The following is a 24,348-nucleotide window of genomic DNA, read 5'->3' on the forward strand; positions in this document are numbered from 1 at the left end:
CCGGATACTTAAAAACCTGAAGATAAAAGCTCAAGCTTTTGGCTTAGAGCTCATCCCTATTTCCAACGCTACGGAATGTGTTTCTTAGGAGTTAAAGGAATATTGCATAGATACCGTGGCAATGGAAGCTACAGGAGTTTATTGGATTCCTGTTTTTCAGATATTAGAAGCTAAGGGTTTTGAGGTCAAATTAGTCAATGCCCATCACGTTAAAACCGTACCAGGGCGTAAAACTGATGTGTTAGATTGCCAGTGGTTACAAAAGTTACATACTTATGGACTACTGTCTGGTTCTTTTCGCCCGGAAAACGAAATTTGTGTGCTACGCAGTTATATCCGTCAGCGAGACAGCTTAATCAAGAGTGGTAGTACTCATGTACAACGGATGCAAAAAGCACTTATCCAGATGAATTTACATCTTCACAAAGTTATCAGCGATGTCACGGGTTTAACCGGAATGAAGATTATTAAAGCCATCGTCAGGGGCGAACAAGACCCACAAGTTTTAGCCACACTCAAAGACCCACGCATCAAAAGCAGTACAGCAGATATTGCTAAGGCATTAACTGGTGATTACCGTCGTGAACATTTATTTGTCCTCCAGCAAGAATTAAGTTTGTATGAGGTTTATCAACAACAGATTAGTGCTGTTGACGCTGAAATTGAAAAATGTTTAGCATCTTTTGAACCTAAGACTTTAGATGAACCACCAACAACGGAGAGAAAACGCCGGAAAAAACCGACTGCAAATCACCCAAGTTTTGATTTACACAAGTATCTTTATGGGATGGCAGGCGTAGACTTTACACTGATTGATGGTCTTGATGCTTTAACTGTTCAAACGATTTTATCTGAGGTAGGATTAAACCCAAAACGCTTTCATACAGTTAAGCACTTCACATCTTGGTTGGGTTTATGTCCTGGTCAAAAAGTTACTGGTGGTAAGGTCAAAAGCTCTCAAACTCGTACTGTTGTCAATCGTGCTGCGAATGCTTTCCGTATGGCTGCTTTTTCTCTGACTCACAGTCGTTCTGCGCTGGGCGCGTTTTATCGCCGCTTACGTTCTCGCTTGGGCGTACCCAAAGCTATCACTGCTACTGCACACAAACTGGCTCGTTTGTTCTACCGAATCTGGACAACTGCTGGGCAATATTCTGATCCTGGTATGGACTACTATGAGCAAAAATATCAGGAGCTGATTCTCAAAAACCTCCGGCATAAAGCTCAGGCTCTTGGTTTGGAACTTGTCCCTATTTCTCACCTCACCGAATGTGTTTCTTGAAAGAGGGGTAATTGCTAAGAAGCAACTGTTGTTTGCTTGCAGACTGAGAGGATGCGTTGGTCGTTAGCGCTAATAAATTTGATTTGATGAAAATTGGATAGGTTAATTTTCATTTTTTCCGTTTTTGCTTTATTGTAACTAAGTGATTTAGCAGAAACTGTGTTGTTATTCTGTTTTCCTGTAAAGCAACTAAACTCAGAATTAGGATAGTACAAAGCTCCGACAATATTTCCTTGTTGACGTTGCAATACTAAGTAGGCTTTCCCAATTTGATTAGGTTTAGGAGTTTCGCCGTATAAATATGTCCCGTCAGTAAGCGAAGCCGATTTGGTTGAGCTATTTGGTAGGCTTTGTCCAGTTGAAGAAGGAATTTCTAAACTAACTAAAGCTAGAGAAAGCAATATAAATGCCGCACCTTTCTGGAATTTTGTATTAACAGTTGCAGGTGGATTCATTTGTTTTTTCCTTGCGTTACTGTTGGTTGTACTTAGCTTAAACCTCTTATTGTTTGTATAAATCTTTCTGACGGCAGAGATTAGGGTAGCAATATCAACTTTCAAGCCCTTCCACTATAGGACAGCACGGTTTACAGACAAGACTGAGGTGCTTTCACCCCTTCGGGGCGAAAGCGACGGCTGGGCATTTTATTTTCTGGAAATCCCTACCCGTGGACGTTCTTGCTGAGGAATATTCATCATCGACATCAGTGCTGCTGCTACTGGGTTTGGTTGGGTGAGAAAATCTCGCCAGCTTAGACGATTTAATTGAATGGCTACAAACCGAAAGTCCAGTACATTTAAATCACCAAATGTAATGCGATAATTTTGAGGTTCAGGGCGTAAGGGTTCGTCAAACGAGAAAACTACAACTGGGTAAATAGACTTAATAATATTGCAATGTCCAAAGCTAAATCAGCCAAAAAACACAAGCCAAGCGAATTTGATCGCCAATTTCAGCAATTAACCATTGGCGAATTTTATAGGTTAATGTCCCAAAAATATTGAAGTGCTGGCAACATCTCCAGTCGGTGCTGGTGTCAAGTCAAAACTGGAAAATGCTTGTTGCAGTCAGATGAATAATAATCGGAGGCAGGAGGCAGAAGTCGGAAGTCGGAAGTCAGGAATCAGTTATTATTCTCTCTCACTCCCTCATCTCCCTTATCTCCCTCATCCCCCTCTTTCTTTGCGTCCCCACGTCCCCGCGTCCAACTGTCGGATCGGAATCTGAAGCAAAAACTCTGTTCCTTCCCCAAGAGTGGAGAAACACTCTAACTTACCACCATGTTTTTGCGTGATAATAGCATAACTGATAGACATGCCAAGACCAGTTCCCTTTCCTACAGGTTTTGTTGTAAAGAAGGGGTCAAAGATATGTTGACGAACGTCTTGTGACATACCCGTTCCGTTATCAGCGATCGCAATTTGTACCCAGTGTAAATCTATCACTGAAGTGCGGATGCTAATTTGCGGGGGGCGAGCCTGAAAGTCTTGAGATGTCGATTGGGTATTGACTTGTTCAAGTACATCAATGGCGTTTGTCAAAATATTCATCAAGACTTGATTAAGTTGTCCAGCATAACACTCCACTAAAGGCAAGTTACCGTAATCTTGAATCACTGCGATCGCCTGACAGCCTGGTTTACCTTTGAGGCGATGTTGCAAAATCAACAGGGTACTATCAATTCCTTCATGAATATCAACCTCCTTCATTTCAGATTCGTCCAACCGTGAGAAGGTTCTTAGCGATTTGACAATTTCTTCAATACGTTCAGCCCCAATTTGCATCGATGCAAGTAGCTTTAGCAAATCTGCACGCAGAAACTCTAAATCAATATCAGCAATTTTGGCTTGAATAGCTGATGTAGAAGCCGGATATTCACTTTCGTACAGTTGCACTAATTCCAGCAGATGCTGAGTATATTCGTTGACATAAAGAATATTGCCGTAAATAAAGTTGACCGGATTGTTAATTTCATGGGCAACCCCAGCAACCATTTGCCCCAAGCTAGACATTTTTTCGGCTTGAATCATCTGGGCTTGGGTAAGTTGCAGTTCTTGGAGAGTATTTTGAAGTTCAGCTGTACGTTCCTCAACTCGTTGTTCTAATTGTTCATTGGTTTTTTCCAAAGCTGTAAATGATTCGCGTAATTGTTGCACCATATGATTGAATGTATCAGCTAAAATTCCTAGTTCTTTGACCTTTGGTGGTTCAACGTTTTGATTAAATTGTCCATTTGCGATCGCTCTAGCAGCTTGACTTAGCCGAAAAATCGGTTGGATAATCCAGTGAGATGTATAAATCCCCAGTATCGTTGCCACAACCAACGCCCCTAAACAGAGTAAGAAGGTAGTGCGAGTATTTTCATTGACTTGTGCCATGAAGTCAGATTCGGGTATAGTCACAACCACAAGCCAATCCAAACCGTACCGATCTTGCCAAGGTGTGATATGAACAAAGTGTTGTTGTCCATTGAAAGAAATGACAAACTGGTGACTCTCTTGGATTGCTTGCAGGGTGTTAAACTGTTTTTGCAACCTTTGAGCAACGGTGCGAATTAGTGGGTCAGGATTGTCGATGATACCATAGCGCTCAATTTTATTTTTTGCTTTATGTAAAATAGGATATTTGCCAGAACTTCCTACTAGTTGCCCATTGCGTTCTATAACAAAGACCTCTCCAGAGGAACTAACTTTCAAGCGACGGAGAAATTCACTGATACTAGTTAGTGTTAGTTCAACACTCGTAACACCTAACAACTTGTGCCTTTTGTCATAAAACGGAGTAGCCCTAGAAATTGCCACGTAATACTCAAGCCCTCCCTGTAAGGCGTTACTCTTGATATTGAGAGCCTTTCCCGTCGCACTCAGTTTTACCTCTCCAATCTCGGCTGACTCAATTTGGCTCCAGAAGGGCTTGCCTGCTGCAACAGCATCTTTGTACCATGACTCAGTTAACGGATTGAAACCATAGCTTTGTAACAGTTCAATACGTTTGCCTTCATCGTTAGCAATGTAGTCTGAAGCTTGCCCTTTTCCCATATTTTCGTACAGTAGCAGATCGATTCCTTTTACCCAGTGTCCCGCACCTGCTTCTGTTCCATCTTGTAAAGCGTACCCAATATAGCTGAGATTCTCAAAGGCTTTAGCTTGTCTCCAAAAATAACGCCCACTGGCAGTTAAATCCTTGAGATTTAGTTCTTTATTAGCGATCGCATCGACATTTATTTGGGTCAATTGAATCGGCAAGTCCAAATAGCTGTCTAAATGGTCATTTACCTGCTGACTGGCTTTATCAAGTAACTGCCCAGCAAGATTATAAACCGCTTGCTGACCATTTTTAAACGAGAAATATCCAACAAGCCCCACAGCAGTAAAAATTTGCAGCAAAAAAGATACAACAAGAATCGGTTGCAGAGAAAGCTGCCCAAACCACCTAGAGTCTTTATGCCGCATAACCAAAAAACCCCATTATCAAACGAGATCAACTTATAATTCCCGTTTTTAGGTTTTTTATATCAGGATTTACGCAACCAAATTCTTAGTTTAGATAAGGTGTCAAGAAAAAAAGGTATCTTTTTACAGAGATATCAAAGTATAAAAAATAATATTTTATAAGTAAAAGTATTACCACATACTTAATATCATCCTGTTACAAACAATATTTTTACCCCCTATTTCTCTATTTTTTTGAAAGTAGTAATAGCTTTAAGTTTTATAAAAATAATTTATATTTTGTAAGAAAATGAAAGTACTTGACATATTTTACAAAGACTGAGAGACTTTCTAATAAGGTGAAAAAAATTAAAGTGTTCCCTTAAAAATATAGCTCCTGATAGTTTTGTAAATAGGGATTTTATAACATCTCTATCTCAGAACATGTTTCTAAAAGTAAGCTGTTACGTATGCACAAATTTGCACACTTAATCGTAAGCCTTATGCTAACCTGCGGCTTACCGCAGAAGCGTTTATGTCATTAGTCATTTGTGTTTACTAAAGACAGAAAAGATAATGGCAGCCTCTACGAAAAAATGCAATTGGTAGACGCATTAGCTTAACAAATATTTCACCAGTTCTATCTCCTTTTAAAAAAGGGATAACTTCAGCTTGAAACTTTAATTTGGACTCAATTTTAGTCACTGCACCGCAGAGGTTTCCTCTGTTATAGCCAGTAGTCTAGGAAACCTTGATGCTGTCTGTTTTTTGCAGCGTCAGTCTGACTGTGCAACTTGACTATGCAAGTGTGATATGGGAATCATGTTTGATTTTTGAAATATATATAAGGTGCGTTACGCTACGCGGTAATGTACTACATATAGTTATAATTTTTCAAAAATCAAATTAAGTTATCATACTTTTTGAAGAGAAGCTAGAGTTGTATCTCAATATTTGGTTGACCGCCAAGATTTTTCAGACATCCTCTGACCTTCAATTAAGCTGAGAAGATGAAAACTTTGTTCAAGTATTCTCTGTGGGATAGCCTTCTGTTTGCTATGACAATTTTTCAACTAGTATTAAATATTTGGTTGTCAATAACTTGGGAATCACGAGCTTTTTTACATAACTTGTGGTTTTATCCACTTTGTTTATTTCTGTTTTGGTACAACGCCTTAGTTGCTACCCATAACTTTGTTCATACTCCTTGGTTTAGGTCTAATTTACTCAACAATCTTTATGCGATAGTCAACTCAGCTAATCTATATTCTCCTGTAACTCATTATCGTCATATTCATTTCAATCATCATCGCTATGGTAATGACAGGCAAGATGTACATGGTAAAACTGAGGATCATTCTTCTACCTTTGCTTATGGTAAAAATGGTGAAAGTGAAAATGTCATCACGTACTGTGCTTTAGCAATTTTGCGTGATGACATAACTGAGTCATTTCGTCAAATAACTCATAAAGAAAGTCTTCAGTTGTATTTAGAATGTGGTACTTGTCTATTAGCAATTATTGGATACTTGCTGATATCTTGGAAGTTTTTTCTATTTTTTGTTCTGCCTGTATTCTATTTTGGTTGGTTTTTAACTTATTTAGCTAACTATTACGAACACTTTGGAGCGATACCTGAAAACCTCTATGCCAATTCAACTAGCCATTATGGCCGCATCTACAATTTCCTTTTCTGCAACGAAGGTTATCACCAAGAACATCACTTGCGTCCTAATGTTCATTGGAGCCAAAGACCTCAAGTCTATGAAAATCTACGCAAACAGCTAGATGGCGTTGTGAGAGTGATATTGAAATTTCCACCTCCTCTAGGCTTTATACATCATAGAGGAAAGATTGAAACTTCAGTCAGACAAACTGTGCAGTATTAGCATCCCCGCACGAATAAGTTGGTCAGGCTTATATTTATCAATTCATTCACAATCTTTCATGGAGGTGGCACGCGCTCTTAAGAGCGCGTGCCAAGCCTGACCAACTTATTTTTGCAAGGGCCCCTTAATAACTCAACTTTTCAAATCAGGTGTCTTGAAATTATGGCATGGATAAATATTTTAATCGCTGGTCTTTTAGAGACAACATGGGCAGTCACTTTAAAATGGAGCAATGGCTTTACAAACTTCCTACCGACCGCAGCAACGATTGTTGTCACACTCCTAAGTTTTTTCTTTTTGTCACAGGCACTCAAAACAATTCCAGTAGGAACTACCTATGCAGTTCTAGCTGGCATTGGAGCTATTGGTACTGTGATTGCAGATATTATCCTGTTTGATGAAACCTACGGGATAGTTCGCTCTGTTTGCATTGGTTTGATTGTTATTGGTGTTATTGGTTTAAGGATAGTGTAACGATGCTCTTAGTAAAAACACAGATTGGACTTAGTGAAATACATGGCATTGGACTGTTTGCTGCCCAATTCATTGCTAAAGGGACTGTAACGTGGCAATATCATCCCGATTTTGATTCTGCTTATTCTGAGAGTGACATATTGAGAATGCCTGAGCCAGCTAGGGAACAATTTCTCAAGTATGCATACTACGATAAAGAGTTAGAATTGTATATTCTCTGCTCTGATGACCAGCGATTCATTAATCATGAGCCAGATTTTCCCAACATTATCTCCACTCCCCGACAAGATGTTACTGCACGTGATATCGTGCCAGGAGAAGAATTGCTATGCGATTACAACTGCTATGATGATACGTATTTTGCTCGAGTTGGATTGCTGCAATTTTCTAGAACTTTAAGTTTTAACGAAGCAGTGATTGCAGAAAAAGCAACATCCCTCAGCGTTGGGTAAACGGCGCAAAGATAAGGGGATGGGGAGATGGGGGGATGAGAGAGACAAATCAATTCAAAATTCACTTAGGAAGAATCCATTTTTCTGCCTCCTGCTGTTTCGACTTCCGACTTCCGACTTCTGTCTCCTGCCTCCGATTTCAAGCCCGCATTCGAGTCAGTCCCAGCTTTAAAGCAGTGAACACTTCGTTGAGCTTCAGTGCATCGCAGTAAACAGTCCTGAAGGCGTATACTGGAGAATTTAAACCCGCTGAGAGCGTGGAAGAGAAAGAAGACTCGCCTATGGCGATTGACTGCACATCGCAAAAGCTCGTGGATGCGATCTCTGGATTTCTCACCATAATCCTCAAAGCCTTATAAAATCTAGATTTTGGTTTTTCACACTATATGAATAAATAACATGTCAAAAATGCCCGAAACATATTCAGGGTAAGGATTATGAGAAGTGTGATCGCGGAGGTAATCGTATTCTGTCAAGAAATTTCTCATTAGTAATTTGAGTTTCCAACAATATCATATTGCCATTTGAAGAAACTAACGGGAGTATATACTTCCTGCCAATCACAAGCTCAAGAAGGTGCATCCCAATCAAGTCTTGTTTCTTGTTCAAAATACCCTAGGGCGTGTTTTCAAACTAGAACCACAAAAGAATGGAGGCGATCATAATCATAGCTGTATAATTTGCAGCAAATTTCTCATATCGAGTAGCGATGCGGCGAAACTGCTTGAATCGGTTGATAGCGCGTTCAACAATATTGCGTTGACGGTAGATTTCAAAGGCTTTAGAACCTCGATGTGGTTCACTTGAGAGTCGTGGGATAGTAAGATGAAGACCACTTTCAGGGCGTAAGTAATTATGGATTCTGCGACCTGTATAGCCTTTGTCTCCAACCAATCTCAAAGAGCGTAAACGTAGACGACCTCGACTAGAACGTTTAACAGCACCTAGTCTCCTCGGTTGATCATGACTATATAGCGATCGCCTTTTTTCTAGGATATAACGAGTTTGAAAACACGCCTTAGACGAGATGGAAAGTCTACGGCAGTTAGAAACGGAGAATCAGCAACTCCAACAACGTATTCAGGAATTGAAACACGCTGTACAACACCATTCTGTCCAACAGTGGGGAAATACTCTCACGCAGCAAGCGACCAAAGCCTTGAACAAGCAGGTGAAGCAAGCACTGGAGAAGACAATTGACCTGCGATCGCTAGCTGTTGAACTGCCCAAAGAAAATGCCTAAGAATGTCTGCTTACAGGAAATTCGCATGAGGAGGAGACGGCAATGCCTACGGCAGCAAGCTACACTCCCTTGGGGGTCGTGTCGCCTCAGTTTGTTCAAGGCGTGTCAGAGAAAGAGGAAGACTTGCCTATGGCAATGGACTGCACGACGCTAACGCTTGTGGAAGATGCACCAAATCAATCTGCTTCGTTGGCAGAAGAAAACCAGGATCGTGGTGTTGAGCCGAAAGACTGTCATGAAGGTGCTTATTCCGCCGCACCCGTTGCACAAAATTTAACTGATTTAGAAGAACAAGCCCAAGCAAGCCTTCCCACTTCCTTAAAGACTGAAAACTCGGTTTCGGGTGAAGGAGTCAAAGCAGTTCATGAGGGCGAAGGTTCCGCCGCGCCTGTCACCAGTGCTGAAAAATGGTCGCATGAAGCGATAGTTGCAAGGTCAAATATGCGACCAAAACGTATGTAGAAACTCAAACTTGCGGCGAATTCAGGGCAGAATCTGGGGTTTGACTTCTTGCTCTCGTGCTGGAATGATGATCCGGCTTTGCAGATTGCGATCAAGAAACTATTGGCGAAGTTTTCACAGTGGGGTATCGCTTGTGTTAATGAGATATAGGTGGATTGGGAGAGGTAAAAATCACACTATCTCAGAATAGCATGCAACTAAAGTGATTGCTGCTTGACGGTGTTTATATACTAATGTAGAAGGTGTAGATCAAGATTCCCTTGCATTGATACCGCGAAGCGACCAATTACTTTCTAAAAACGGGGATGCATAATCTGCGACTCGATCCCATCCCCACTTATAAGCAGTGTCAACTAGAATTTCTTTACCATTTCGGAACTTAATAAATTCCTGCCCGTGGTCGTAAAATATGTCTGCAACCAGTTGATTACGCTCGTCGTAACCCCACATATCCACTGCTGTTTTCCACCAGCGCTTTCCGGGGGAGAGCAACTGTTCAAGTTCTAAATACTCCGGCTTCCAGTACTTGGTGCGCCATTGATTTGCGAGTGCGTCGATTAGTATCGCAGTCGGGTAGATCGGCTTCAGGTTTTCTTCGAGCCATAGTATATAAACGATCGCGCTTCTGAAAACATCTTCTAAACCTAAGCTTGATGCTTCTAGAGTGTCTTGGAGTTGCTCATCACTGAAATTTACGCCGAGCGTTCGCAGGGCTGGAGCGTACAAATCAAATAATTCTTGTTCTACTGAATCGGCAGACCAGAACCACATAAGAAAAAGAAAACTCCTGCTGGGTGGCTAAATAAAATTTAGCATTTAGCGTGGGAAGTGTTGATGTGGGGACGAGTAGCGATCACAAAACTTTGTCCACCTAAAATCGAATAACTCAATAGCCTGATGATGGAATGGCACGCTTGTTAAGCCCTATAGTATACAGCATAAGGGTTGTAGAGGAGCAGAGGGACACAGGAGCAGAGGAGAAAAATAATAATTCATTCCTCCTATCTCCTCTACATTCCATTGCTTTATCCTCTTCGTCTTTCCCCTCTGCCCCCTGCTCCTCTGCTCCTTGCTGCATCAACCATTTACCTTTTCTTAGTGCCATTCGGCTCAGAGCCATTGTATCTTTGAAATTAACACCTGTGCAGAAATAAATACCCCAAATTCACTAAGATAAGAAAGCAAGGAAAAAATATTACTTGACTTTTGAGTACTGCATTCAACATATATAAAAAATGGTAGATTCTTAATTGCTCTACCGTTTTTTTAACTCTTAAATTTAAGATTTAATTAAATGAAAGAGTTACGAAGACTTATACTGCTGGCATAAAATTTGACCCCTCAAAACTTTTCAAACACCCTCTAAGTAGTAACTAATGCCTTTAATTCCTCAGTTTTTAATCTTGGCCCATAGGATGTAACAATCTTAGAAGCTGCGGCTGATGCTAATTTTCCAGCTTCTTCATAGCTCATACCTTGGGTAATTCCATAGAGAAAAGCTCCTGCATACATATCTCCCGCTCCCACTGTATCTACAGCTTTTACTTGAGGTGCAGCGATTTCGATTAATTTCTGACCGTCAAATACTACTGACCCCTTGGAACCACGAGTAATGGCAAATTTCTTACTCAGGGTTTTTAGTTTGTCTACAGCTACTTGAAAATCTTCTGTATCTCCTAGTTCTAATGCTTCACTTTCATTAGCAAAAATCAAGTCTAAACCAGGTCCAATGATGTCTAATAAACCATTTTTAAAAAACTTCACCATGTTGTAATCAGATAGGGACATGGTAGTTTTTACTCCCGCTTTTTCAGCTATTTCTCTAGCCTTTATAGCTGCTTGTTTCCCTGTGGGAGAAGTCACTAAATATCCTTCGATATATACATATTCTGAATCAGCGAGCGCTGATGATACTAATTCTTGTGTAGAAAATTCTTCAGTAATTCCCAAAAATGTATTCATGGTGCGATCTGCATCGGGAGTTACTAACACTAAACATTTACCTGTAATTCCTGATTGGCGGTCGCCATTTTTTAAGTTGGTATCTACCTGAGAGTTGAGTAAATCTTCTATGTAAAAGTCTCCAAATTCATCATTAGCCACTTTGCAGGAATAAAAAGCTTTTCCTCCTAGTTGACTAATTGCCACTATTGTGTTTGCTGCTGAACCTCCACAACTCTTATGGCAATGAAGATTTTTGAGATTTTCCAAAATATGATTTTGACTGTCTTCATCTAGGAGTGTCATTACACCTTTATCAATCTTTAGCTTTTGTAATAACTCTGGAGATACTTCGTATTCTATGTCTACTAAAGCATTACCTACACCATAAACATCATATTTCTTGCCCATTGTTTATCTCCTAGAATAATTTCTATCTGACTTGAACAGAACTGATAATAACAGATAGGCAACTCCCTAAGAGTTGCTTGGTCATAATTTCGTGGACCCGTATTTTTCAGGGTCTTTTCCCGGATTTCTCACAAAAAAATCAAAAAAAGGGTCACAAACTGCGAAAATCTATATTTAGAAAGCATTTCAACAGTTATAAAGCATGAACTATTAGATAGCGATCGCCCTGTACCAGTTGCGTAAGTCCTGATAAAAAAACTATTGGGGAAGTTTCCACAATGGGCGATCGCTTGCGTAGATGGTGCGTTGGTTGATTGGAATGAGTAGCAATCGCTTTCAACTACTGGCATATTCCAGCACTCGTTCCCACTCCCACCGCCATGCTGTCTTGACTCACACTTCCTTGCCGTTGGTGAATTTGATGAATTCCTGCCCATTCTCATAAAATACATCAGCAACCAGCCGATGGGAGAGTAGTGTGAGAATCTGATCAGATTGTTTATCAATAGTTATCTGGAGTAAAGGAGAGTTGTATAGAACCCATTTGACATCTTTTACTGTCTTAAAGTAAAGTTAGCGCAAAAGTCGTATCCAGCAGTCATGCCATACTCTAGCAGCCTCACAGACGAAGAGTGGATAATCCTCGAACCCTTATTGCCGACTATATTACCGATTAACAAGCAGACCAGACCACCTAACTGGACAAAGCGAGAAATTTTAGATGGTATCTTCTACCAACTCAAGAATGGCTGCAATTGGGAAGACTTACCCAAGGACCCACCCCCCTACTCGACGGTATATTGGCATTACTTGCAGTGGCGGGCTGAGGGAGCGAGCGATAAACTGATGAGCATCTTACATGCAAAGAGTGCGTGAACAGGTTAAAAAAAAGCCAAGTGGACAACGTTGCTGATCATCGACTCTCAAGCGGGAAAAAACACTCTTTTATGCCAGTGTTGCATCGAAAGGATATTGTTCTACAAATCGACTAATGGCATTAAAAGGCATTTAGCAGTTGATACCTTGGGGTTTCCCTTCTTTACTCACTGCAAGCTCCCGTTATTCAGTACCATAGTCCTCTTGATACAGTCAGGAACCCCTCGAGATCATCACTCAGCAAATGGGCTGCGATCAAGCATCTCGTTCCAACTAGGTGAGATAAATCCATGTACGCAACTACGACCGACTTCTGCTAACCAGGTTAATGTAGCCGTCTGAGGTTTTCGTTTGACCTGCGTCGTTAATAATTCGGTCATCGCTGTATTGAAGCCGAGCCGAGGGTATGCTTCAATCACTTGTTCTACGGTTTCTGAAGCAATGTCAGTAATCCTGATTCCCAAAACATCTGCACTTGCCCCCAAATGCACCAGCGCAATTTCTGGCTGTTTGCGGGAGGCAATACCCACAGAGGTGTGAAGCGCAATTGCGTCCCAAACCACTTCCGCTTTCTCGTCAGACAAACCGTGTTTTAAAGCAAAGGCTCGTGCCGCATCCGCTCCATCCACTTCAAATCGTTGTTCCCCCTGAAAGCGATCGCTCAACCCCAAGTCGTGCATCACAGCACCCAGGTAGAGCAACTCCCGATCGCACTTTAGCCCGTCGCGTTGACCGAGCAAATCACCGAACAGAAATGTTCGAATGCAGTGATGGCACAAAAAGCTTGGAGACACTTCTGCAACCAGTTGTGTGGCTTTGTTGCATATCTCACTGTCGGGAATTGAGTGATTCGTTAAGGGACTAATTAAAGACATATTTGCTTCCTTGAGTAACGAAATAACAGGTTCAACATCAGCACTAATGATCGGCTTTGTTGCATGAATAGGAAAAAATGGTAAATTTTACTTATTCTCATTCCAACTCTGACCATGAAGACAAAGGCGAAGTATAAAGTTCGCAATTGGAACTCGTATGATTGGGCACTCAAACAACGAGGCAGTATCAGCTTCTAGTCTCTGGGCGTGAGACACGATTTTACTTGTGCTTCCAGCTTTGGAAAACTCGCCTATTGGCTTGACCTTTTGGTTGGTAGAAGAATCTCCACGTATCCAAACCACGAACCATCCCCCAAAGAATCAAAACGTATAATGACCAAAGAACACTGAACCCGGTTAAGAAGTTTAATGCGACCAAACAGGCATTGATAATGATATATCTACTCGTTCTAGCTCGCAGTCTTGAGCGTTGACTGGCATCAAACTTTCGACGGTTCTCGGTTGCTTCTTGCTGATTGAGCCACTTGTTTTCTGCAAGTTCAAGGGTTTTCGGGAAGAATCTGGAGTTCTTGTGCGATTTCTAGCAACTGAGCGTAAGATAACTCAGTTCCTGAAGTATAGTGCTGCGTCACCGCAATGTTCAAAATTTGTTGCACCTCTTCCTGACTATACAAGCGGGTTAGGAATTGTGACATCATTTCTACCTCTCAAATCTTCTCAGTTTGAGAATGGACGGGGGACAAAGCGCGCGATATATGATGCACCAGGCTTGAGGAGACATAGAACAATGTGAATCCAATCAGCGGATGAAGCACTTCTAGATGGAGAGAAGTCTTAAGATGAATGCTGGCAAATTGCACTCCCAGCAGCACAGGTAGACTCACAGCAAGCGATCGAATTCTAGTTGAGACTGGCAGCATCAACGCCCCACCCAGCAACAGTAACGACAGTCCGCTATACCCCCGTACCAGCCACACATGAACTGTCCACCAAGCAGGATCAGTGAAATAGGCAATCCCAACCGTTATCACCTGAGCAACCAAGCAAAGGTTAAAGACGATTGCAGTTCCATAAAAACAGATCCCTAGCCAATCAAAAGACCTGCGATCGCGATCAATTTCTGAAGTTGTAGTCATGACGAATTGCCTATTTTACTTCTAAACCCATCGTCCCCATTGCATAGGCAATCGCCTGATTGACCAACTCAGATCCGGCTTTTTCGGGTGAACCGACATCGAATGGCGGAGCGGGATCGTACTCCATTAGTAGTTGAGTGATTTTGGCAGTTTCTTCGCCGTAGAGGGCTTTGGCAAGCACTAGACCAAAATCAATACCTGCTGTCACCCCTCCACCCGTCATCCGATTACGGTCAATCACGACTCGCTCCGTTCCAACCTCAACACCCAGCCTAGCTAACTGTTGGCGTGCCATCCAGTGTGTTGCGGCGCGATAGCCCAAGAGCAGTCCTGCCTTTGCCAAAAACTCAGACCCACCGCAGACAGAGGTAACAAATTTTGCACTGCTTCCTTGTTGACGGAGAAAGTCTAGCACTTCTGGATCGTCTACAACTGCTTGCTGTCCCATGCCACCGCCGACACAAATCACGTCCAGTAGCGGACAATCTGCAAAGGTGGTGTCGGGCACGATCGTCATGCCATCATCGGTTTGAATCGGGTCTAGCGTTTTCCAGATGCGATGAATTTGGACATGGGGTAGCCCACTGAAAACTTGCTGGGGCCCAACAATATCAAGTGCAGTCATGCCGGGATATATAACCAAGCCAATGATGTGCTTTTGTGAATCAGACATAAATCAATTCTCCGATCGACGGTTGCCATGAAATCTATCCTTATACTAGAAGTGGCAACTGACTACGCCTAGTACTCGATCGAGTACTTTTCTTTTGGTCATGAGATTCATTTTTGTTTGGGTGCTATGCTTGCTCGTAAGGAAATGCAGATCGCCTCTGGGCGTTTGCTGCTATACCTGAAAGACATTTGCTTGGCACAAGAAGGATAGCAGTTTTTACCGAACGTACTTATGCGGACACTGAAGCAACTCTATATTGAGTTCAACAAGGTATGATGATCGCATGGCCCTTTTATGAAGGCAGCTATCTTGCCAACGCCTGACTCGCACTCGTGTGGACAAAATCGCTAAATGCTAATCGAGTGACGTTTAGCGATATCCCCAAGTTACATGCAGTAGACCGAAAAGTTTTCCAGAACCGTGAACAGCCGTTCTTTTTAGTTTAGAAATACAATTTGCCGCAATCCTGTCAGAGTCTGCTTTTCAAGAAATGGGCGTTGTTGGTGGGTTAAGAATGCAGTGCAACCGATGCCTACGGTGGGCTGCGCCTACGCGATCATCAGCCCCAAAACGTCAGCTGAAACCCTGATGATTTCGTCAACTTACAAAAGTTTTCGATCTACTGACATGACCTAAACCACCGTTAACCAATCGCACACCACAGATGTACACGCGCTATCATTGTTAACTCAAAGGAGCCACTGCCCCAGGTATGCGTTCCATACTGGTTCACCTTCTAATTTTTTGTGGATGGTGAAAGTTATGAAGGGTGAAGGGGAGCAGGGATATCAAGATAAGGTGGGTGCAATAATACTAAAAGTGTTCAACAAAGATACCAACCCATCTGGAACAAGCGATGCAAACATTAGAGAAAGGAATCAAGTCCTCAGTGTCGAAGGTAATTGTGATCGGGGGTGGAATTGGTGGGTTAACTTTGGCCCGTGCCTGCCTAGATGCAAATATCGAAGTAGAGGTATACGAGAAGCGTCAACTGGATGCAATGCTTTCTGGAGCAGGAGGTATATTTATTCAAAGAAATGCAATACGAGTTTATCAACTTCTTTGGTTAGGAAAAATTTATCAACGTTTTTATGCACAGGGAGGTAAAATTTTAAAGGGTGGTTTTTCTAGTAAAGATGGAACTCCACTGTATATTAACTCACCAAAATTCGCTGGAGAAGAAGACTTAGGTATATGTCTTTCCAGAAAAGAATTACAACAAATTTTGTATGAAGCATTGCCTTATGGAATAGTACGTACTGGGATGACTTTTGAGAAATTTGAGGAAACCGAAGATAGTGTACGAGTTAACTTTCAAGACGGCAGTACAACAACTGGTGACATATTAGTAGGTGCGGATGGTCTTTATTCACAAGTACGTGCAAGCCTCTGTGAGAAAGAAAAATTAGAGCCGCCAGTCTACAGTGGGATGTGTTGCTGGAGAGGTTTTTTCGACGGCTCAAGTGTTGCATTAGATAAAGAATATAGTTGGATGGAATTTTGGGGTCGAGGAAATCGCTTTGGATATTTTGATGTCGGCGGAGGGCAATTCTCGTTTTATGCCTTCAACAATAGTGAACAGGGTGGAAATGACGACTTAGTTGGGGGTTCCTTAAATGCCTTGAAATTAATATTTTCAGATTATGCTGAACCTGTACCTTCTATCCTGAAAGTTTTAGAAAACGGAAGCATTTATCGAGATGATATTTTTGATCGTCAACCTTTAGGAAATTCTTGGGGTAAAGGAAGAGTAACTTTAATTGGAGATGCAGCACACCCTGTGCAACCAAATCTTGGTCAAGGGGGTTGTATGTCGATAGAAGATGCGTTTGAACTGGTCAAGTTACTTAAAAAGGGAGCTTGCTCCGATCAAGTTGTATTACTATTGCGTCAATTTGAGAGTAGCCGTAGCAAACGCGTAACTCGTGTATTTACTACTTCTCGGCAAGTTGGTCAACTTGGACAAACTAACTCTGTAATGAGATGCCTCATCCGCAATTGGATATACAAACTGACTCCTACTTGGTTAGCTGACTTGCAGTTTAAATGGTTGTTTGATTATCAACCTTCTTGGAAAGAATAGTCCCAATTGTGGTGTAAGTTCTCCTGTCAATATCTTTGGCATTAGCCACTTTACGATAATGCTCCTCATCAATTACAATACCTGCCGCTTTCATCCACCGGGAAGCCCCCTTTGAAGCACCATCACCCACGGGAATATAATATAGTATTGCCCATTTTTGGGCTTGAGCGATGGCTACACCCGCCGCAGGCATCGCAGAACTTTTTGGTGTATTGAGTGTATCTTAAGTTGTCACAGATGTGATAGCATACCTTCAATAATTTTAGATAGCATACCCTTTCCATGAATCAAGTTCGACCCCCCAAAGTTAGCGTCGCCCTGATTGGTTTGCTACTAGCAAGCGTATTTCATGCTACTCCCGTGCTGGGAGCTATTCTAACTAAACAAGAATTTTCGGGTGATTTTACCTTAGTCGATGCTAGCCCTTTCTTGGAGAACGTTTTGCCAAAAGAGAGTGAATATTCGGGATTTGTGGTTTACGCTCCTGATGGGGCTTTGAACGATTGGCAGCTTAACGTCAGCAATCTAGACCTGAATTTGAATCCAGGATCTATTAATGGCGGTGACTTAACCCGAAATGTCAAATTTGAGCTTGATTCTGGGTCAAATTGGAATCTAGTGGTTGATTTTGGCATTGCTTTTGATGCTCCTAAATATACCTTAGAAAGAACTTCAAGCTCAAAAATTAGCTTGACGGGTGAAGTGGGACGGGCAGGAACATACATCTATGAAGATTCTGCTGCCAATATTACCGTGAGTTCTTCATCTACATCCATACCTGAACCCACTTCCCTATTAGGTTTATTTTTTGGAGTCAGTGCAATTGCTGCCTCTAAAAAAGCTGGTGAGACTAAAGCTTAAATTTAATTCAACATACACAAACCTGATCTGGAAATAAGAACCTTGTTTTCACCCAAGTATGTGAAACTAATTCATTGGTCAAGATTGATACATGAACCCGAAACGAGCATTATTGATGAACTTCAGTTATATATAAATAATATTTTTGATAAATCTTATTACTCAGCATTTACGGAAAATTTTGCGAGTTTTATTTTGATTAATCAAATCAGCAAAATATATCTTTGTGGAGTTGAAACTGATAGCTGTATCTTGAAGACAGCAATTGACTCTTTTGAGCGCGGTATTGAACCAGTCATTATCGAGGATGCTTGCTTTAGTAATGGTGATCAGATAGCACATAATGCAGGTATTTTTTTTGCTGAAACTTAATATAGGAAAAAACCAAATTCAGATGAGCGATCAGGTGATTGAGAAGATGTCATAAGCTTTTCTGGAGAAACGATCCATTGTGAGAAAATGTTCACTTGACTTTAAATAGGCACGGCTTCAAGGAATAACAGCGATGGAAACGCGATTTTTAGGAAAGTCTGGTCTCAAGATTTCGGTTCTCAGTTTCGGTACAATGACATTCGGTGGTAGTGACTTCTTCCAAGAAATTGGGGCGACTCAGGTAGACGAGGCGCAGCATCTGATTGATATTTGCCTTGATGCAGGTGTCAACATCTTTGACACAGCAGATGTTTACTCGAATGGACTTTCTGAGGAGATTCTTGGTAAAGCTCTCGGAAAGCGTCGTTCTGATGTAATTATTGCAACTAAAGCTTATGGTCGTATGGGAAAAGGAGCAAATGATACTGGACTGTCACGGTATCATCTGATTCGAGCCTGTGAGGACAGCCTACGACGATTAGACACAGATTACATCGACCTCTATCAAGTTCATGGTTTTGATGCTCTGACTCCACTAGAAGAAACGCTTCGCGCCTTAGATTCACTTGTACGTAGCGGCAAAGTTCGCTACATTGGCTGCTCTAATTATTCAGCTTGGCATTTAATGAAGGCGCTGTCTGTATCAGAGCGTTTGAACTTGGAGCGCTATGTGTCACAACAGGTTTATTACTCGCTTGTGGCGCGAGAGTTGGAATTTGAACTAATTCCTCTAAGTTTAGATCAAGGTGTGGGTATCTTGGTGTGGAGTCCGCTCGCTTTTGGTTTCCTCTCAGGTAAGTATCGTCGTGGTCAGTCGCAACCGCAGGGGACGCGACGAGCAAAAATCGGTGATATTGGCACTGTCAGTGACCTGGAAAAGGGATATGACATTGTGGAAGTTCTGCACTTCGTGGCTAATAACCGTGGTGTTAGTGTTGCTCAAGTCGCACTCAACTGGCTGTTACGTCAGCCTGGTATTACATCCGTTATTATCGGAGCGCGGAATGAACAACAACTTCGAGACAATCTTGGTGCTGCTCAGTGGGAGCTAACACTAGAGGAAGTAAATCGGCTCAATGAAGTTAGCGCGATCGTGCCAATCTATCCTTACTGGCATCAGCGCAAGTTCGGGGCTGAACGCATTCCACAATAAAAATATCTGAGTTGTGATCGCATGAAGGCAGTGAGCTTGGTGCGATCGCCCCCTATCTGCTTGTTCTAACCCGGTTGAGGAAGTTTTATAACTAAATCAGAGGTAGACAGTAGAGAAGCGGATGCCGTCTATGATACGCTGGCTGATGCTGACTTCTCAACTTTGTAATGCCAACTTCAAGATTATTCGTTTTTTGCGTAAAGTACGAAAATTAAGGTGAATAGTATTATATAACAGTATTTACTATGAATAAACTGGGGACAACATTAATTGTCCCCTATATAATTTACTTCTATCAAAAACTGCTCTGACTTGCGTCTAGGGCAGTTTTATATTGCACGGTAAAAGCCAGATTCACAACTGCACCCAATGGTGAATCATTTAACAGTAGCCAGTAGCAATCGAAATTTTGATATAGCCTATTCTTTACTCGCTTCTGAAGAAATTCTGTCAAACCGCATATCCTAGATGTATTCTGTATAAACCCTTGCTTTGGACAGTCTAGATATTCCCCAAGATAACTCTTGTCAGGACAAGGAGGTCGCTCTTTCAAAGGTTAAGACTTTGCAGAGGCAAACTTTTACCATTCTGAAGCTAGGCTGTAAAAGCTGACGATAAGCGCCTTGCTTCCCAACCACTATATTTAACTTTATCTAATCAACGCAATGATTCTGTATTTAAGTTGATCTAATTTTTGTTTTTAAAAAGGTAACTGATTACGTAGATAATTTTAATAGTCTAATTATTCAATTAATTTTTATATTTTAAAATTAAGAAATTTAGCCTCTAAAGAGGCTGTCTGATTCTAAACAGAGCCTTAAGCGAAAGCTATGCAATAAATAAATATTTCAAGCGATCGCTTGATTAAACCCTTTACAGAACATAACCACGGTGGACGCACAAATTACTTATTCCTAATCGAGCAACAGGTGATAGGTAATTATTTTTCAAACCGTTGTTCTTGCTGTGATTGCTGTTGGTGTTGAGTGGGTTGGAGTTTTTTAAATAAAATTGGTGGTGTCGCTTGGCGAAATGCACCACAATAATGCATGGTCATAACTGCTTTGAAAGCCCAATGGTCTGATGGAACATCAGTAAAAGGATTTGGTAAAGTTTGGGCTTGATTTTGAACGCAAGCATTCACAACTTGATTTAATGTTGCTGGAGCTTCAGTTATAGGTTCTTGAGATTTAGTAGGAGTAACAAAGCTAATAGTAGCTAGTACTACGAGTGTAGCTAAAATTTTGTACTTCATAATTTGAGTTTTCTAGAGATGGCATCTAACCCTATCTTAGTTTGCAGACAGCAGCCTAGGAACTAGAATAATTTTGCCTAGATGAAGTGTTAGCGGCACTTAAACAAAAATTTGGCTTGGGAGACGATGCCGAAGCTTTAGCTTTCTCTGGGATTTGAGGTAACTGCTTTTGATATTTCACCGACAGCGATCGCTTACTATACCCCTAACTCAAAGCCATATTCTCTCATGATTGATTCTCATTAAAATTTGATACAGCAACCTAGACAACAGAGGAGCAAGCAATTGCAAACTGCTTAATTTATAAGTGTTTGCGCTTTTCTTAGTGCCATTCAGGTGTGAAGCTTGAACTCAAAGAGTGTTAAGCGTAAGAACCAGCATAGATAACTTATAAGCTGTATCAATACGAATTGTTGCCCTACGAAAGTGGGTAAGGCTTAACTTGATGACACTACTCCTAAACTAACATAATTTGATGCTCTACCCATTGAGCGACAACGAGCAGAGGATTCATAATTTACAATGCAGCTAGGATTTGAATATCAATTAGTTAAATCCTGGCTGCTTCATAAAACTTCTAGGATCAACATAAAGACACTATAGGACTCAATTAATTGTGTCTTTGAAATAATTTTATGCAACTGAATGAACATTATGACTCTTAAACTTGCATTGTGGTTACTGTGGGCTGGATTTATCGCCTATATTTTATTGTTGGCACCGCCCCTGCACTTAGATGAAACCCTAACGTTGCTGAAAAATATATTTACTCTTCAGTGGACTGCTATTAATCCAATTATCCTGTCTTTATTTTCTCTAGTGGGTATTTGGCTATTAATTTACAGTAGTTTGTTGTTCATTGATGGCAGGATGCAATCGATTCCTTTTTGGCCTTTTGCTATCGCATCAGTGAGTTCAGGTATACTTGGTCTGTTGCCATATTTGGCTTTGCGTGAACCTAATCAACAATTTTCTGGACAAAAGGATGCTTTTTTGAATCTGCTGGATTCTCGCCTTTACGGTATCGTTTTGACTTTAAGCACAGTTGTTTTGCTTGTCTATGGTTTTGCCTTGGGTGATTGGGGAGATTATGTGCAGCAGTTCCAAAGCGATCGCTTTATCAATGGCATGAGCTTGGCATTTTGCCTATTTTATGTTTTATTTCCTGCTGTTGTTGGTGATGATATGGCTCGTCGCCGTTTCCCTAATGCCGAGGTATTTTTAGCAGTGGTGTTTGTTCCCTTACTCGGTTCTCTTGCTTATCTTTGCCTGCGCTCGTCACTGGTGTCATCAAATATTCGTGAAGAATCATTAGACCTCCTGCATGAATAGTGAGACGGTGTGCCAGTTGGTGACCGCAAATAATAGCACAATCAAGGTAGTGGGAGCATCTGCGTGAAGGAGAAAAAATGGCTTACAGCGAGCTACAACCGCTTTTGGATAGTGAGTTCAAACGATTGTGTGGGGTTAGTCGAAATACCTTTGCTGAAATGGTGCAAGTGTTGCACCCGCATTTGAACCGCCAAGGACGGCAGGGTGGACAATGTTCTGGTCGGGGAACTCTCAAACGAAAACGCATTTGTTTGAGAATATTCCCATCCTGGTTGGCGACTCACACGACGACCAATTAAATCAGCAATCCAGTCGGCAACCTTCCTACGATTCCATTGCCCCGCTTCTGCTGGTGAGTGGCTCTTGTACTGCCTGCCATAGTTGTGCTTGCTGTATATCGTCTAAAAGTGGTTTACTACTTCCTTGATTTAAGATCCTTTGGTCTGCCAAAGTTTTTAATCCGCTGCGGTTGTAACCCCAAACCAACTCATAAGTCCAACTACGGTTATAGCCTGTGGCTGCTGCTACTTCTTGTGTACTTATACCTTTTGCTAACAGCCAAATTATTTGGTAATGTGTCCGCAATACTGGTTCTTTGGCTTTGCGATAACCTGTCTCTAAATTGCTATATTCTGATGGATGTTTTTCGTCTTCTTTGCACCCCCTAAACGCTTACGCCATTTGTCGTGCCATCAGATTAGCAAATAACCCCTTTTGATTTACTAATTCTTCAAACTTACCTTGCTGTACAACTCGACCGGCTTCAATCACATAAATTCGGTCAGCGTTGCGGATGGTACTGAGACGATGGGCAATGATGATACGTGTTACCCCCAACTTGTCTAAACTTGCGCTAACTATAGCTTGAGTACGATTATCTAAAGCACTAGTAGCTTCATCAAAAATCAGGATTCTTGGTTCTGATACTAAAGCACGAGCAATTAGTAACCTTTGTCGTTGTCCGCCAGAAAGATTTGTGCCCCCTTCCGAAATGACTGTGTGCATCTCCATTGGCATTGCCTGAATATCATCAGCAAATCCAGCCATGCGTGCTGCTTTCCAAGCTTCTTCCATTGTCACTAATGCGCCACTAGAAATATTTTCAAAAATCGAAGCGCTATTGATGCGACCACTTTGCAGCACTACACCAATCTGTCTACGTACAGCCAATGTATCTAACCCTGATAAGTCTTGACCATCGTAGTAAATCGTACCATTTTTTGGCGTTTCAAAACCCAATAACAGCCTAATAATAGTTGATTTGCCGCTTCCAGAAGGTCCTACCAAAGCGATAAACTCTCCTGGGTTTGCCTGAATTGTCACATCATCTAAATTAAGAGGGCCATCTTCTCGGTAGCTAAATGTCACGCGATCAATTTTTACTTGACCTGTTAACCGCCCCGGATCGCTTTTGTTAAGGTCGATTTCTGGTTTAGCCTGAAAGATGGGCTTTGCACGTTCCCAGAAAATACTGATATCTAATATGCTGACTATAGTATTACTGAGTTGAGTTGCCCCAGCAATGAATATGGCAAAGGCTGAATTAAATGCGAGGAATGTACTTGTAGATAGTCCTGTGCCGCTTTGAGATGGGGCTTGTGTAATTAAAATAACTGCCAGCCAAAAAATAATTATCGAACTGACAGTTGGCATAGCGGTATTAAATATAGCTAAGACATCTTCAATTACCTCTGTACTCAGCTTGAGTTGTAGCTGTTGAGTATACTTTTTTGCCCAGTAAGCAAAAGCGCGGTCTTCTGCATTGCTAACTCGGAGTTTAGACACGCCAGCAACCATCTGTACATTAAAACCAAAAATATCTCCTTCTATTTCTTCTAAAGAACGCAACTTCTGGCGGCTGAGTACACCTGAGATAGTAGTCAAGATAATTGTCACTAGTGCAATGGCTACTACAACTAAAGCGAGGCTGGAACTGTAGATGAATAAAAGTCCCAAATTGAGTAGGGAGAAGAAGCTAGTAAAAATTGTGCGTAGGACTGTATCGTTGAGTTGATGGCGGATTTTAGCGATCGCCGAAACACGAGATTGTAAATCCCCAATTGAATATTCGCGAAAAAAAGATACCCGCAGATTAAATATAGCAGTTCCTGCTTGAGTGCAATACAGTATGGGATGATGGAGTATATCAACGTCTAAGTGCCTGTAGAATGAAACCTTACTCCTGT

At 41.5% G+C, this 24,348-nt stretch carries 27 protein-coding genes and 2 pseudogenes; 13 read left to right on the plus strand and 16 right to left on the minus strand.

The window, feature by feature from the left end:
- The first annotated feature begins 115 nt into the window (after positions 1 to 115).
- Positions 116 to 1,282 carry an IS110 family transposase gene (locus V7K89_RS08105; RefSeq protein WP_335186025.1) on the plus strand — a complete coding sequence of 389 codons (1,167 nt, stop codon included), beginning with the start codon at positions 116 to 118 and terminating at the stop codon, positions 1,280 to 1,282.
- Between the two features lie 14 nt (positions 1,283 to 1,296).
- On the opposite strand, the gene V7K89_RS08110 is transcribed toward V7K89_RS08105, so the two are convergent.
- Positions 1,297 to 1,737 carry a hypothetical protein gene (locus V7K89_RS08110; protein ID WP_335186027.1) on the minus strand — a complete coding sequence of 147 codons (441 nt, stop codon included), beginning with the start codon at positions 1,735 to 1,737 and terminating at the stop codon, positions 1,297 to 1,299.
- Between the two features lie 711 nt (positions 1,738 to 2,448).
- Entirely contained in the window at positions 2,449 to 4,734 is a 2,286-nt protein-coding gene (locus V7K89_RS08115) for an ATP-binding protein (protein WP_335186029.1), read from the minus strand.
- 1,037 nt (positions 4,735 to 5,771) lie between these two features.
- Between V7K89_RS08115 and V7K89_RS08120 the strand changes: the two genes are divergently transcribed.
- From V7K89_RS08120 to V7K89_RS08130, 3 genes are all read left to right on the plus strand, one after another.
- Complete coding sequence (locus tag V7K89_RS08120) at positions 5,772 to 6,602, plus strand: fatty acid desaturase family protein (RefSeq protein WP_335186031.1); 831 nt, start codon at positions 5,772 to 5,774, stop codon at positions 6,600 to 6,602.
- A gap of 162 nt (positions 6,603 to 6,764) precedes the next feature.
- Positions 6,765 to 7,076 carry a DMT family transporter gene (locus V7K89_RS08125; RefSeq protein WP_335186033.1) on the plus strand — a complete coding sequence of 104 codons (312 nt, stop codon included), beginning with the start codon at positions 6,765 to 6,767 and terminating at the stop codon, positions 7,074 to 7,076.
- A 2-nt stretch (positions 7,077 to 7,078) separates the two neighbouring features.
- Entirely contained in the window at positions 7,079 to 7,528 is a 450-nt protein-coding gene (locus V7K89_RS08130) for an SET domain-containing protein (RefSeq protein WP_335186035.1), read from the plus strand.
- 633 nt (positions 7,529 to 8,161) lie between these two features.
- On the opposite strand, the gene V7K89_RS08135 is transcribed toward V7K89_RS08130, so the two are convergent.
- Positions 8,162 to 8,422 carry a transposase gene (locus tag V7K89_RS08135; protein WP_335186037.1) on the minus strand — a complete coding sequence of 87 codons (261 nt, stop codon included), beginning with the start codon at positions 8,420 to 8,422 and terminating at the stop codon, positions 8,162 to 8,164.
- Positions 8,423 to 8,546: 124 nt separating this feature from the next.
- On the opposite strand from V7K89_RS08135, the pseudogene V7K89_RS08140 reads away from it, so the two are divergent.
- Positions 8,547 to 8,768 (plus strand): annotated as a pseudogene (locus tag V7K89_RS08140) (hypothetical protein); the annotation flags it as partial.
- Positions 8,769 to 8,813: 45 nt separating this feature from the next.
- Positions 8,814 to 9,233, plus strand: a complete 420-nt coding sequence (locus V7K89_RS08145; protein ID WP_335186039.1) for a hypothetical protein — start codon at positions 8,814 to 8,816, stop codon at positions 9,231 to 9,233.
- A gap of 249 nt (positions 9,234 to 9,482) precedes the next feature.
- Here V7K89_RS08145 and V7K89_RS08150 read toward each other — a convergent pair whose 3' ends face one another.
- From V7K89_RS08150 to V7K89_RS08165, 4 genes are all read right to left on the minus strand, one after another.
- The gene (locus tag V7K89_RS08150; RefSeq protein WP_335186041.1) at positions 9,483 to 10,004 is read right to left on the minus strand and encodes a hypothetical protein; all 522 of its coding nucleotides are present in this window, start codon (positions 10,002 to 10,004) and stop codon (positions 9,483 to 9,485) included.
- Positions 10,005 to 10,119: 115 nt separating this feature from the next.
- Positions 10,120 to 10,353: a hypothetical protein gene (locus tag V7K89_RS08155; protein WP_335186043.1), complete on the minus strand. Its 234-nt coding sequence runs from the start codon at positions 10,351 to 10,353 to the stop codon at positions 10,120 to 10,122.
- Positions 10,354 to 10,595: 242 nt separating this feature from the next.
- Positions 10,596 to 11,585 (minus strand): adenosine kinase, encoded by a 990-nt coding sequence (locus V7K89_RS08160; protein ID WP_335186045.1) that lies wholly within the window; start codon positions 11,583 to 11,585, stop codon positions 10,596 to 10,598.
- A 193-nt stretch (positions 11,586 to 11,778) separates the two neighbouring features.
- On the minus strand, positions 11,779 to 11,925 hold the full coding sequence (locus V7K89_RS08165; RefSeq protein WP_335186047.1) for a hypothetical protein: 147 nt from the start codon (positions 11,923 to 11,925) through the stop codon (positions 11,779 to 11,781).
- 260 nt (positions 11,926 to 12,185) lie between these two features.
- On the opposite strand from V7K89_RS08165, the gene V7K89_RS08170 reads away from it, so the two are divergent.
- Positions 12,186 to 12,461 (plus strand): transposase, encoded by a 276-nt coding sequence (locus V7K89_RS08170; protein WP_335186049.1) that lies wholly within the window; start codon positions 12,186 to 12,188, stop codon positions 12,459 to 12,461.
- 233 nt (positions 12,462 to 12,694) lie between these two features.
- Here the strand turns inward: V7K89_RS08170 and V7K89_RS08175 are convergent, their stop codons facing one another.
- From V7K89_RS08175 to V7K89_RS08190, 5 genes and pseudogenes are all read right to left on the minus strand, one after another.
- Positions 12,695 to 13,336, minus strand: coding sequence for an HD domain-containing protein (locus V7K89_RS08175; protein ID WP_335186051.1), 642 nt, complete (start codon positions 13,334 to 13,336; stop codon positions 12,695 to 12,697).
- A 220-nt stretch (positions 13,337 to 13,556) separates the two neighbouring features.
- Positions 13,557 to 13,778: pseudogene (locus V7K89_RS35800) on the minus strand (2TM domain-containing protein); the annotation flags it as partial.
- Positions 13,779 to 13,836: 58 nt separating this feature from the next.
- Complete coding sequence (locus tag V7K89_RS08180) at positions 13,837 to 13,995, minus strand: hypothetical protein (RefSeq protein ID WP_335186053.1); 159 nt, start codon at positions 13,993 to 13,995, stop codon at positions 13,837 to 13,839.
- Positions 13,996 to 14,004: 9 nt separating this feature from the next.
- The gene (locus V7K89_RS08185; protein WP_335186055.1) at positions 14,005 to 14,433 is read right to left on the minus strand and encodes a DUF6220 domain-containing protein; all 429 of its coding nucleotides are present in this window, start codon (positions 14,431 to 14,433) and stop codon (positions 14,005 to 14,007) included.
- A 10-nt stretch (positions 14,434 to 14,443) separates the two neighbouring features.
- Positions 14,444 to 15,106: a DJ-1/PfpI family protein gene (locus V7K89_RS08190; RefSeq protein WP_335186058.1), complete on the minus strand. Its 663-nt coding sequence runs from the start codon at positions 15,104 to 15,106 to the stop codon at positions 14,444 to 14,446.
- Between the two features lie 856 nt (positions 15,107 to 15,962).
- Between V7K89_RS08190 and V7K89_RS08195 the strand changes: the two genes are divergently transcribed.
- Positions 15,963 to 17,189, plus strand: coding sequence for an FAD-dependent monooxygenase (locus V7K89_RS08195; RefSeq protein ID WP_335186060.1), 1,227 nt, complete (start codon positions 15,963 to 15,965; stop codon positions 17,187 to 17,189).
- Here V7K89_RS08195 and V7K89_RS08200 read toward each other — a convergent pair.
- Positions 17,149 to 17,382 carry a hypothetical protein gene (locus V7K89_RS08200; protein ID WP_335186062.1) on the minus strand — a complete coding sequence of 78 codons (234 nt, stop codon included), beginning with the start codon at positions 17,380 to 17,382 and terminating at the stop codon, positions 17,149 to 17,151. The two genes, V7K89_RS08195 and V7K89_RS08200, sit on opposite strands and share 41 nt — an antisense overlap.
- Before the next feature lie 89 nt (positions 17,383 to 17,471).
- Between V7K89_RS08200 and V7K89_RS08205 the strand changes: the two genes are divergently transcribed.
- From V7K89_RS08205 to V7K89_RS08215, 3 genes are all read left to right on the plus strand, one after another.
- Positions 17,472 to 18,050, plus strand: coding sequence for a PEP-CTERM sorting domain-containing protein (locus V7K89_RS08205; RefSeq protein ID WP_335186064.1), 579 nt, complete (start codon positions 17,472 to 17,474; stop codon positions 18,048 to 18,050).
- A gap of 60 nt (positions 18,051 to 18,110) precedes the next feature.
- On the plus strand, positions 18,111 to 18,422 hold the full coding sequence (locus V7K89_RS08210) for an isochorismatase family protein (RefSeq protein WP_335186066.1): 312 nt from the start codon (positions 18,111 to 18,113) through the stop codon (positions 18,420 to 18,422).
- Positions 18,423 to 18,555: 133 nt separating this feature from the next.
- A complete protein-coding gene (locus V7K89_RS08215) occupies positions 18,556 to 19,575 on the plus strand; it encodes an aldo/keto reductase (protein ID WP_335186068.1) in 1,020 nt (339 codons plus the stop codon).
- 940 nt (positions 19,576 to 20,515) lie between these two features.
- Here the strand turns inward: V7K89_RS08215 and V7K89_RS08220 are convergent.
- Positions 20,516 to 20,830, minus strand: a complete 315-nt coding sequence (locus V7K89_RS08220; RefSeq protein ID WP_335186070.1) for an S-layer protein — start codon at positions 20,828 to 20,830, stop codon at positions 20,516 to 20,518.
- Positions 20,831 to 21,484: 654 nt separating this feature from the next.
- Between V7K89_RS08220 and V7K89_RS08225 the strand changes: the two genes are divergently transcribed.
- Together V7K89_RS08225 and V7K89_RS08230 are read left to right on the plus strand one after the other, a co-directional pair.
- A complete protein-coding gene (locus V7K89_RS08225; protein WP_335186072.1) occupies positions 21,485 to 22,162 on the plus strand; it encodes a hypothetical protein in 678 nt (225 codons plus the stop codon).
- A gap of 77 nt (positions 22,163 to 22,239) precedes the next feature.
- On the plus strand, positions 22,240 to 22,461 hold the full coding sequence (locus tag V7K89_RS08230) for a hypothetical protein (protein ID WP_335186074.1): 222 nt from the start codon (positions 22,240 to 22,242) through the stop codon (positions 22,459 to 22,461).
- Positions 22,462 to 22,486: 25 nt separating this feature from the next.
- Here V7K89_RS08230 and V7K89_RS08235 read toward each other — a convergent pair whose 3' ends face one another.
- Both V7K89_RS08235 and V7K89_RS08240 read right to left on the minus strand, forming a co-directional pair.
- The gene (locus tag V7K89_RS08235) at positions 22,487 to 22,747 is read right to left on the minus strand and encodes a helix-turn-helix domain-containing protein (RefSeq protein WP_335186076.1); all 261 of its coding nucleotides are present in this window, start codon (positions 22,745 to 22,747) and stop codon (positions 22,487 to 22,489) included.
- Between the two features lie 87 nt (positions 22,748 to 22,834).
- A partial coding sequence (locus V7K89_RS08240; protein ID WP_335186078.1) for an NHLP bacteriocin export ABC transporter permease/ATPase subunit occupies positions 22,835 to 24,348 on the minus strand: 1,514 nt, incomplete at its 5' end.

The organism is Nostoc sp. (genome assembly GCF_036917515.1).
Taxonomy (GTDB): Bacteria; Cyanobacteriota; Cyanobacteriia; order Cyanobacteriales; family Nostocaceae; genus Nostoc.

What these genes read in the sequence shown, in the direction of transcription:
- V7K89_RS08110 (WP_335186027.1), bottom strand. Translation starts at nt 1,737, where the DNA reads ATGAATCCACCTGCAACTGTTAATACAAAATTCCAGAAAGGTGCGGCA.
- V7K89_RS08115 (WP_335186029.1), bottom strand. Translation starts at nt 4,734, where the DNA reads ATGCGGCATAAAGACTCTAGGTGGTTTGGGCAGCTTTCTCTGCAACCG.
- V7K89_RS08120 (WP_335186031.1), top strand. Translation starts at nt 5,772, where the DNA reads ATGACAATTTTTCAACTAGTATTAAATATTTGGTTGTCAATAACTTGG.
- V7K89_RS08125 (WP_335186033.1), top strand. Translation starts at nt 6,765, where the DNA reads ATGGCATGGATAAATATTTTAATCGCTGGTCTTTTAGAGACAACATGG.
- V7K89_RS08130 (WP_335186035.1), top strand. Translation starts at nt 7,079, where the DNA reads ATGCTCTTAGTAAAAACACAGATTGGACTTAGTGAAATACATGGCATT.
- V7K89_RS08145 (WP_335186039.1), top strand. Translation starts at nt 8,814, where the DNA reads ATGCCTACGGCAGCAAGCTACACTCCCTTGGGGGTCGTGTCGCCTCAG.
- V7K89_RS08150 (WP_335186041.1), bottom strand. Translation starts at nt 10,004, where the DNA reads ATGTGGTTCTGGTCTGCCGATTCAGTAGAACAAGAATTATTTGATTTG.
- V7K89_RS08155 (WP_335186043.1), bottom strand. Translation starts at nt 10,353, where the DNA reads ATGGCTCTGAGCCGAATGGCACTAAGAAAAGGTAAATGGTTGATGCAG.
- V7K89_RS08160 (WP_335186045.1), bottom strand. Translation starts at nt 11,585, where the DNA reads ATGGGCAAGAAATATGATGTTTATGGTGTAGGTAATGCTTTAGTAGAC.
- V7K89_RS08170 (WP_335186049.1), top strand. Translation starts at nt 12,186, where the DNA reads ATGCCATACTCTAGCAGCCTCACAGACGAAGAGTGGATAATCCTCGAA.
- V7K89_RS08175 (WP_335186051.1), bottom strand. Translation starts at nt 13,336, where the DNA reads ATGTCTTTAATTAGTCCCTTAACGAATCACTCAATTCCCGACAGTGAG.
- V7K89_RS08180 (WP_335186053.1), bottom strand. Translation starts at nt 13,995, where the DNA reads ATGATGTCACAATTCCTAACCCGCTTGTATAGTCAGGAAGAGGTGCAA.
- V7K89_RS08185 (WP_335186055.1), bottom strand. Translation starts at nt 14,433, where the DNA reads ATGACTACAACTTCAGAAATTGATCGCGATCGCAGGTCTTTTGATTGG.
- V7K89_RS08190 (WP_335186058.1), bottom strand. Translation starts at nt 15,106, where the DNA reads ATGTCTGATTCACAAAAGCACATCATTGGCTTGGTTATATATCCCGGC.
- V7K89_RS08195 (WP_335186060.1), top strand. Translation starts at nt 15,963, where the DNA reads ATGCAAACATTAGAGAAAGGAATCAAGTCCTCAGTGTCGAAGGTAATT.
- V7K89_RS08200 (WP_335186062.1), bottom strand. Translation starts at nt 17,382, where the DNA reads ATGCCTGCGGCGGGTGTAGCCATCGCTCAAGCCCAAAAATGGGCAATA.
- V7K89_RS08205 (WP_335186064.1), top strand. Translation starts at nt 17,472, where the DNA reads ATGAATCAAGTTCGACCCCCCAAAGTTAGCGTCGCCCTGATTGGTTTG.
- V7K89_RS08215 (WP_335186068.1), top strand. Translation starts at nt 18,556, where the DNA reads ATGGAAACGCGATTTTTAGGAAAGTCTGGTCTCAAGATTTCGGTTCTC.
- V7K89_RS08220 (WP_335186070.1), bottom strand. Translation starts at nt 20,830, where the DNA reads ATGAAGTACAAAATTTTAGCTACACTCGTAGTACTAGCTACTATTAGC.
- V7K89_RS08225 (WP_335186072.1), top strand. Translation starts at nt 21,485, where the DNA reads ATGACTCTTAAACTTGCATTGTGGTTACTGTGGGCTGGATTTATCGCC.
- V7K89_RS08230 (WP_335186074.1), top strand. Translation starts at nt 22,240, where the DNA reads ATGGCTTACAGCGAGCTACAACCGCTTTTGGATAGTGAGTTCAAACGA.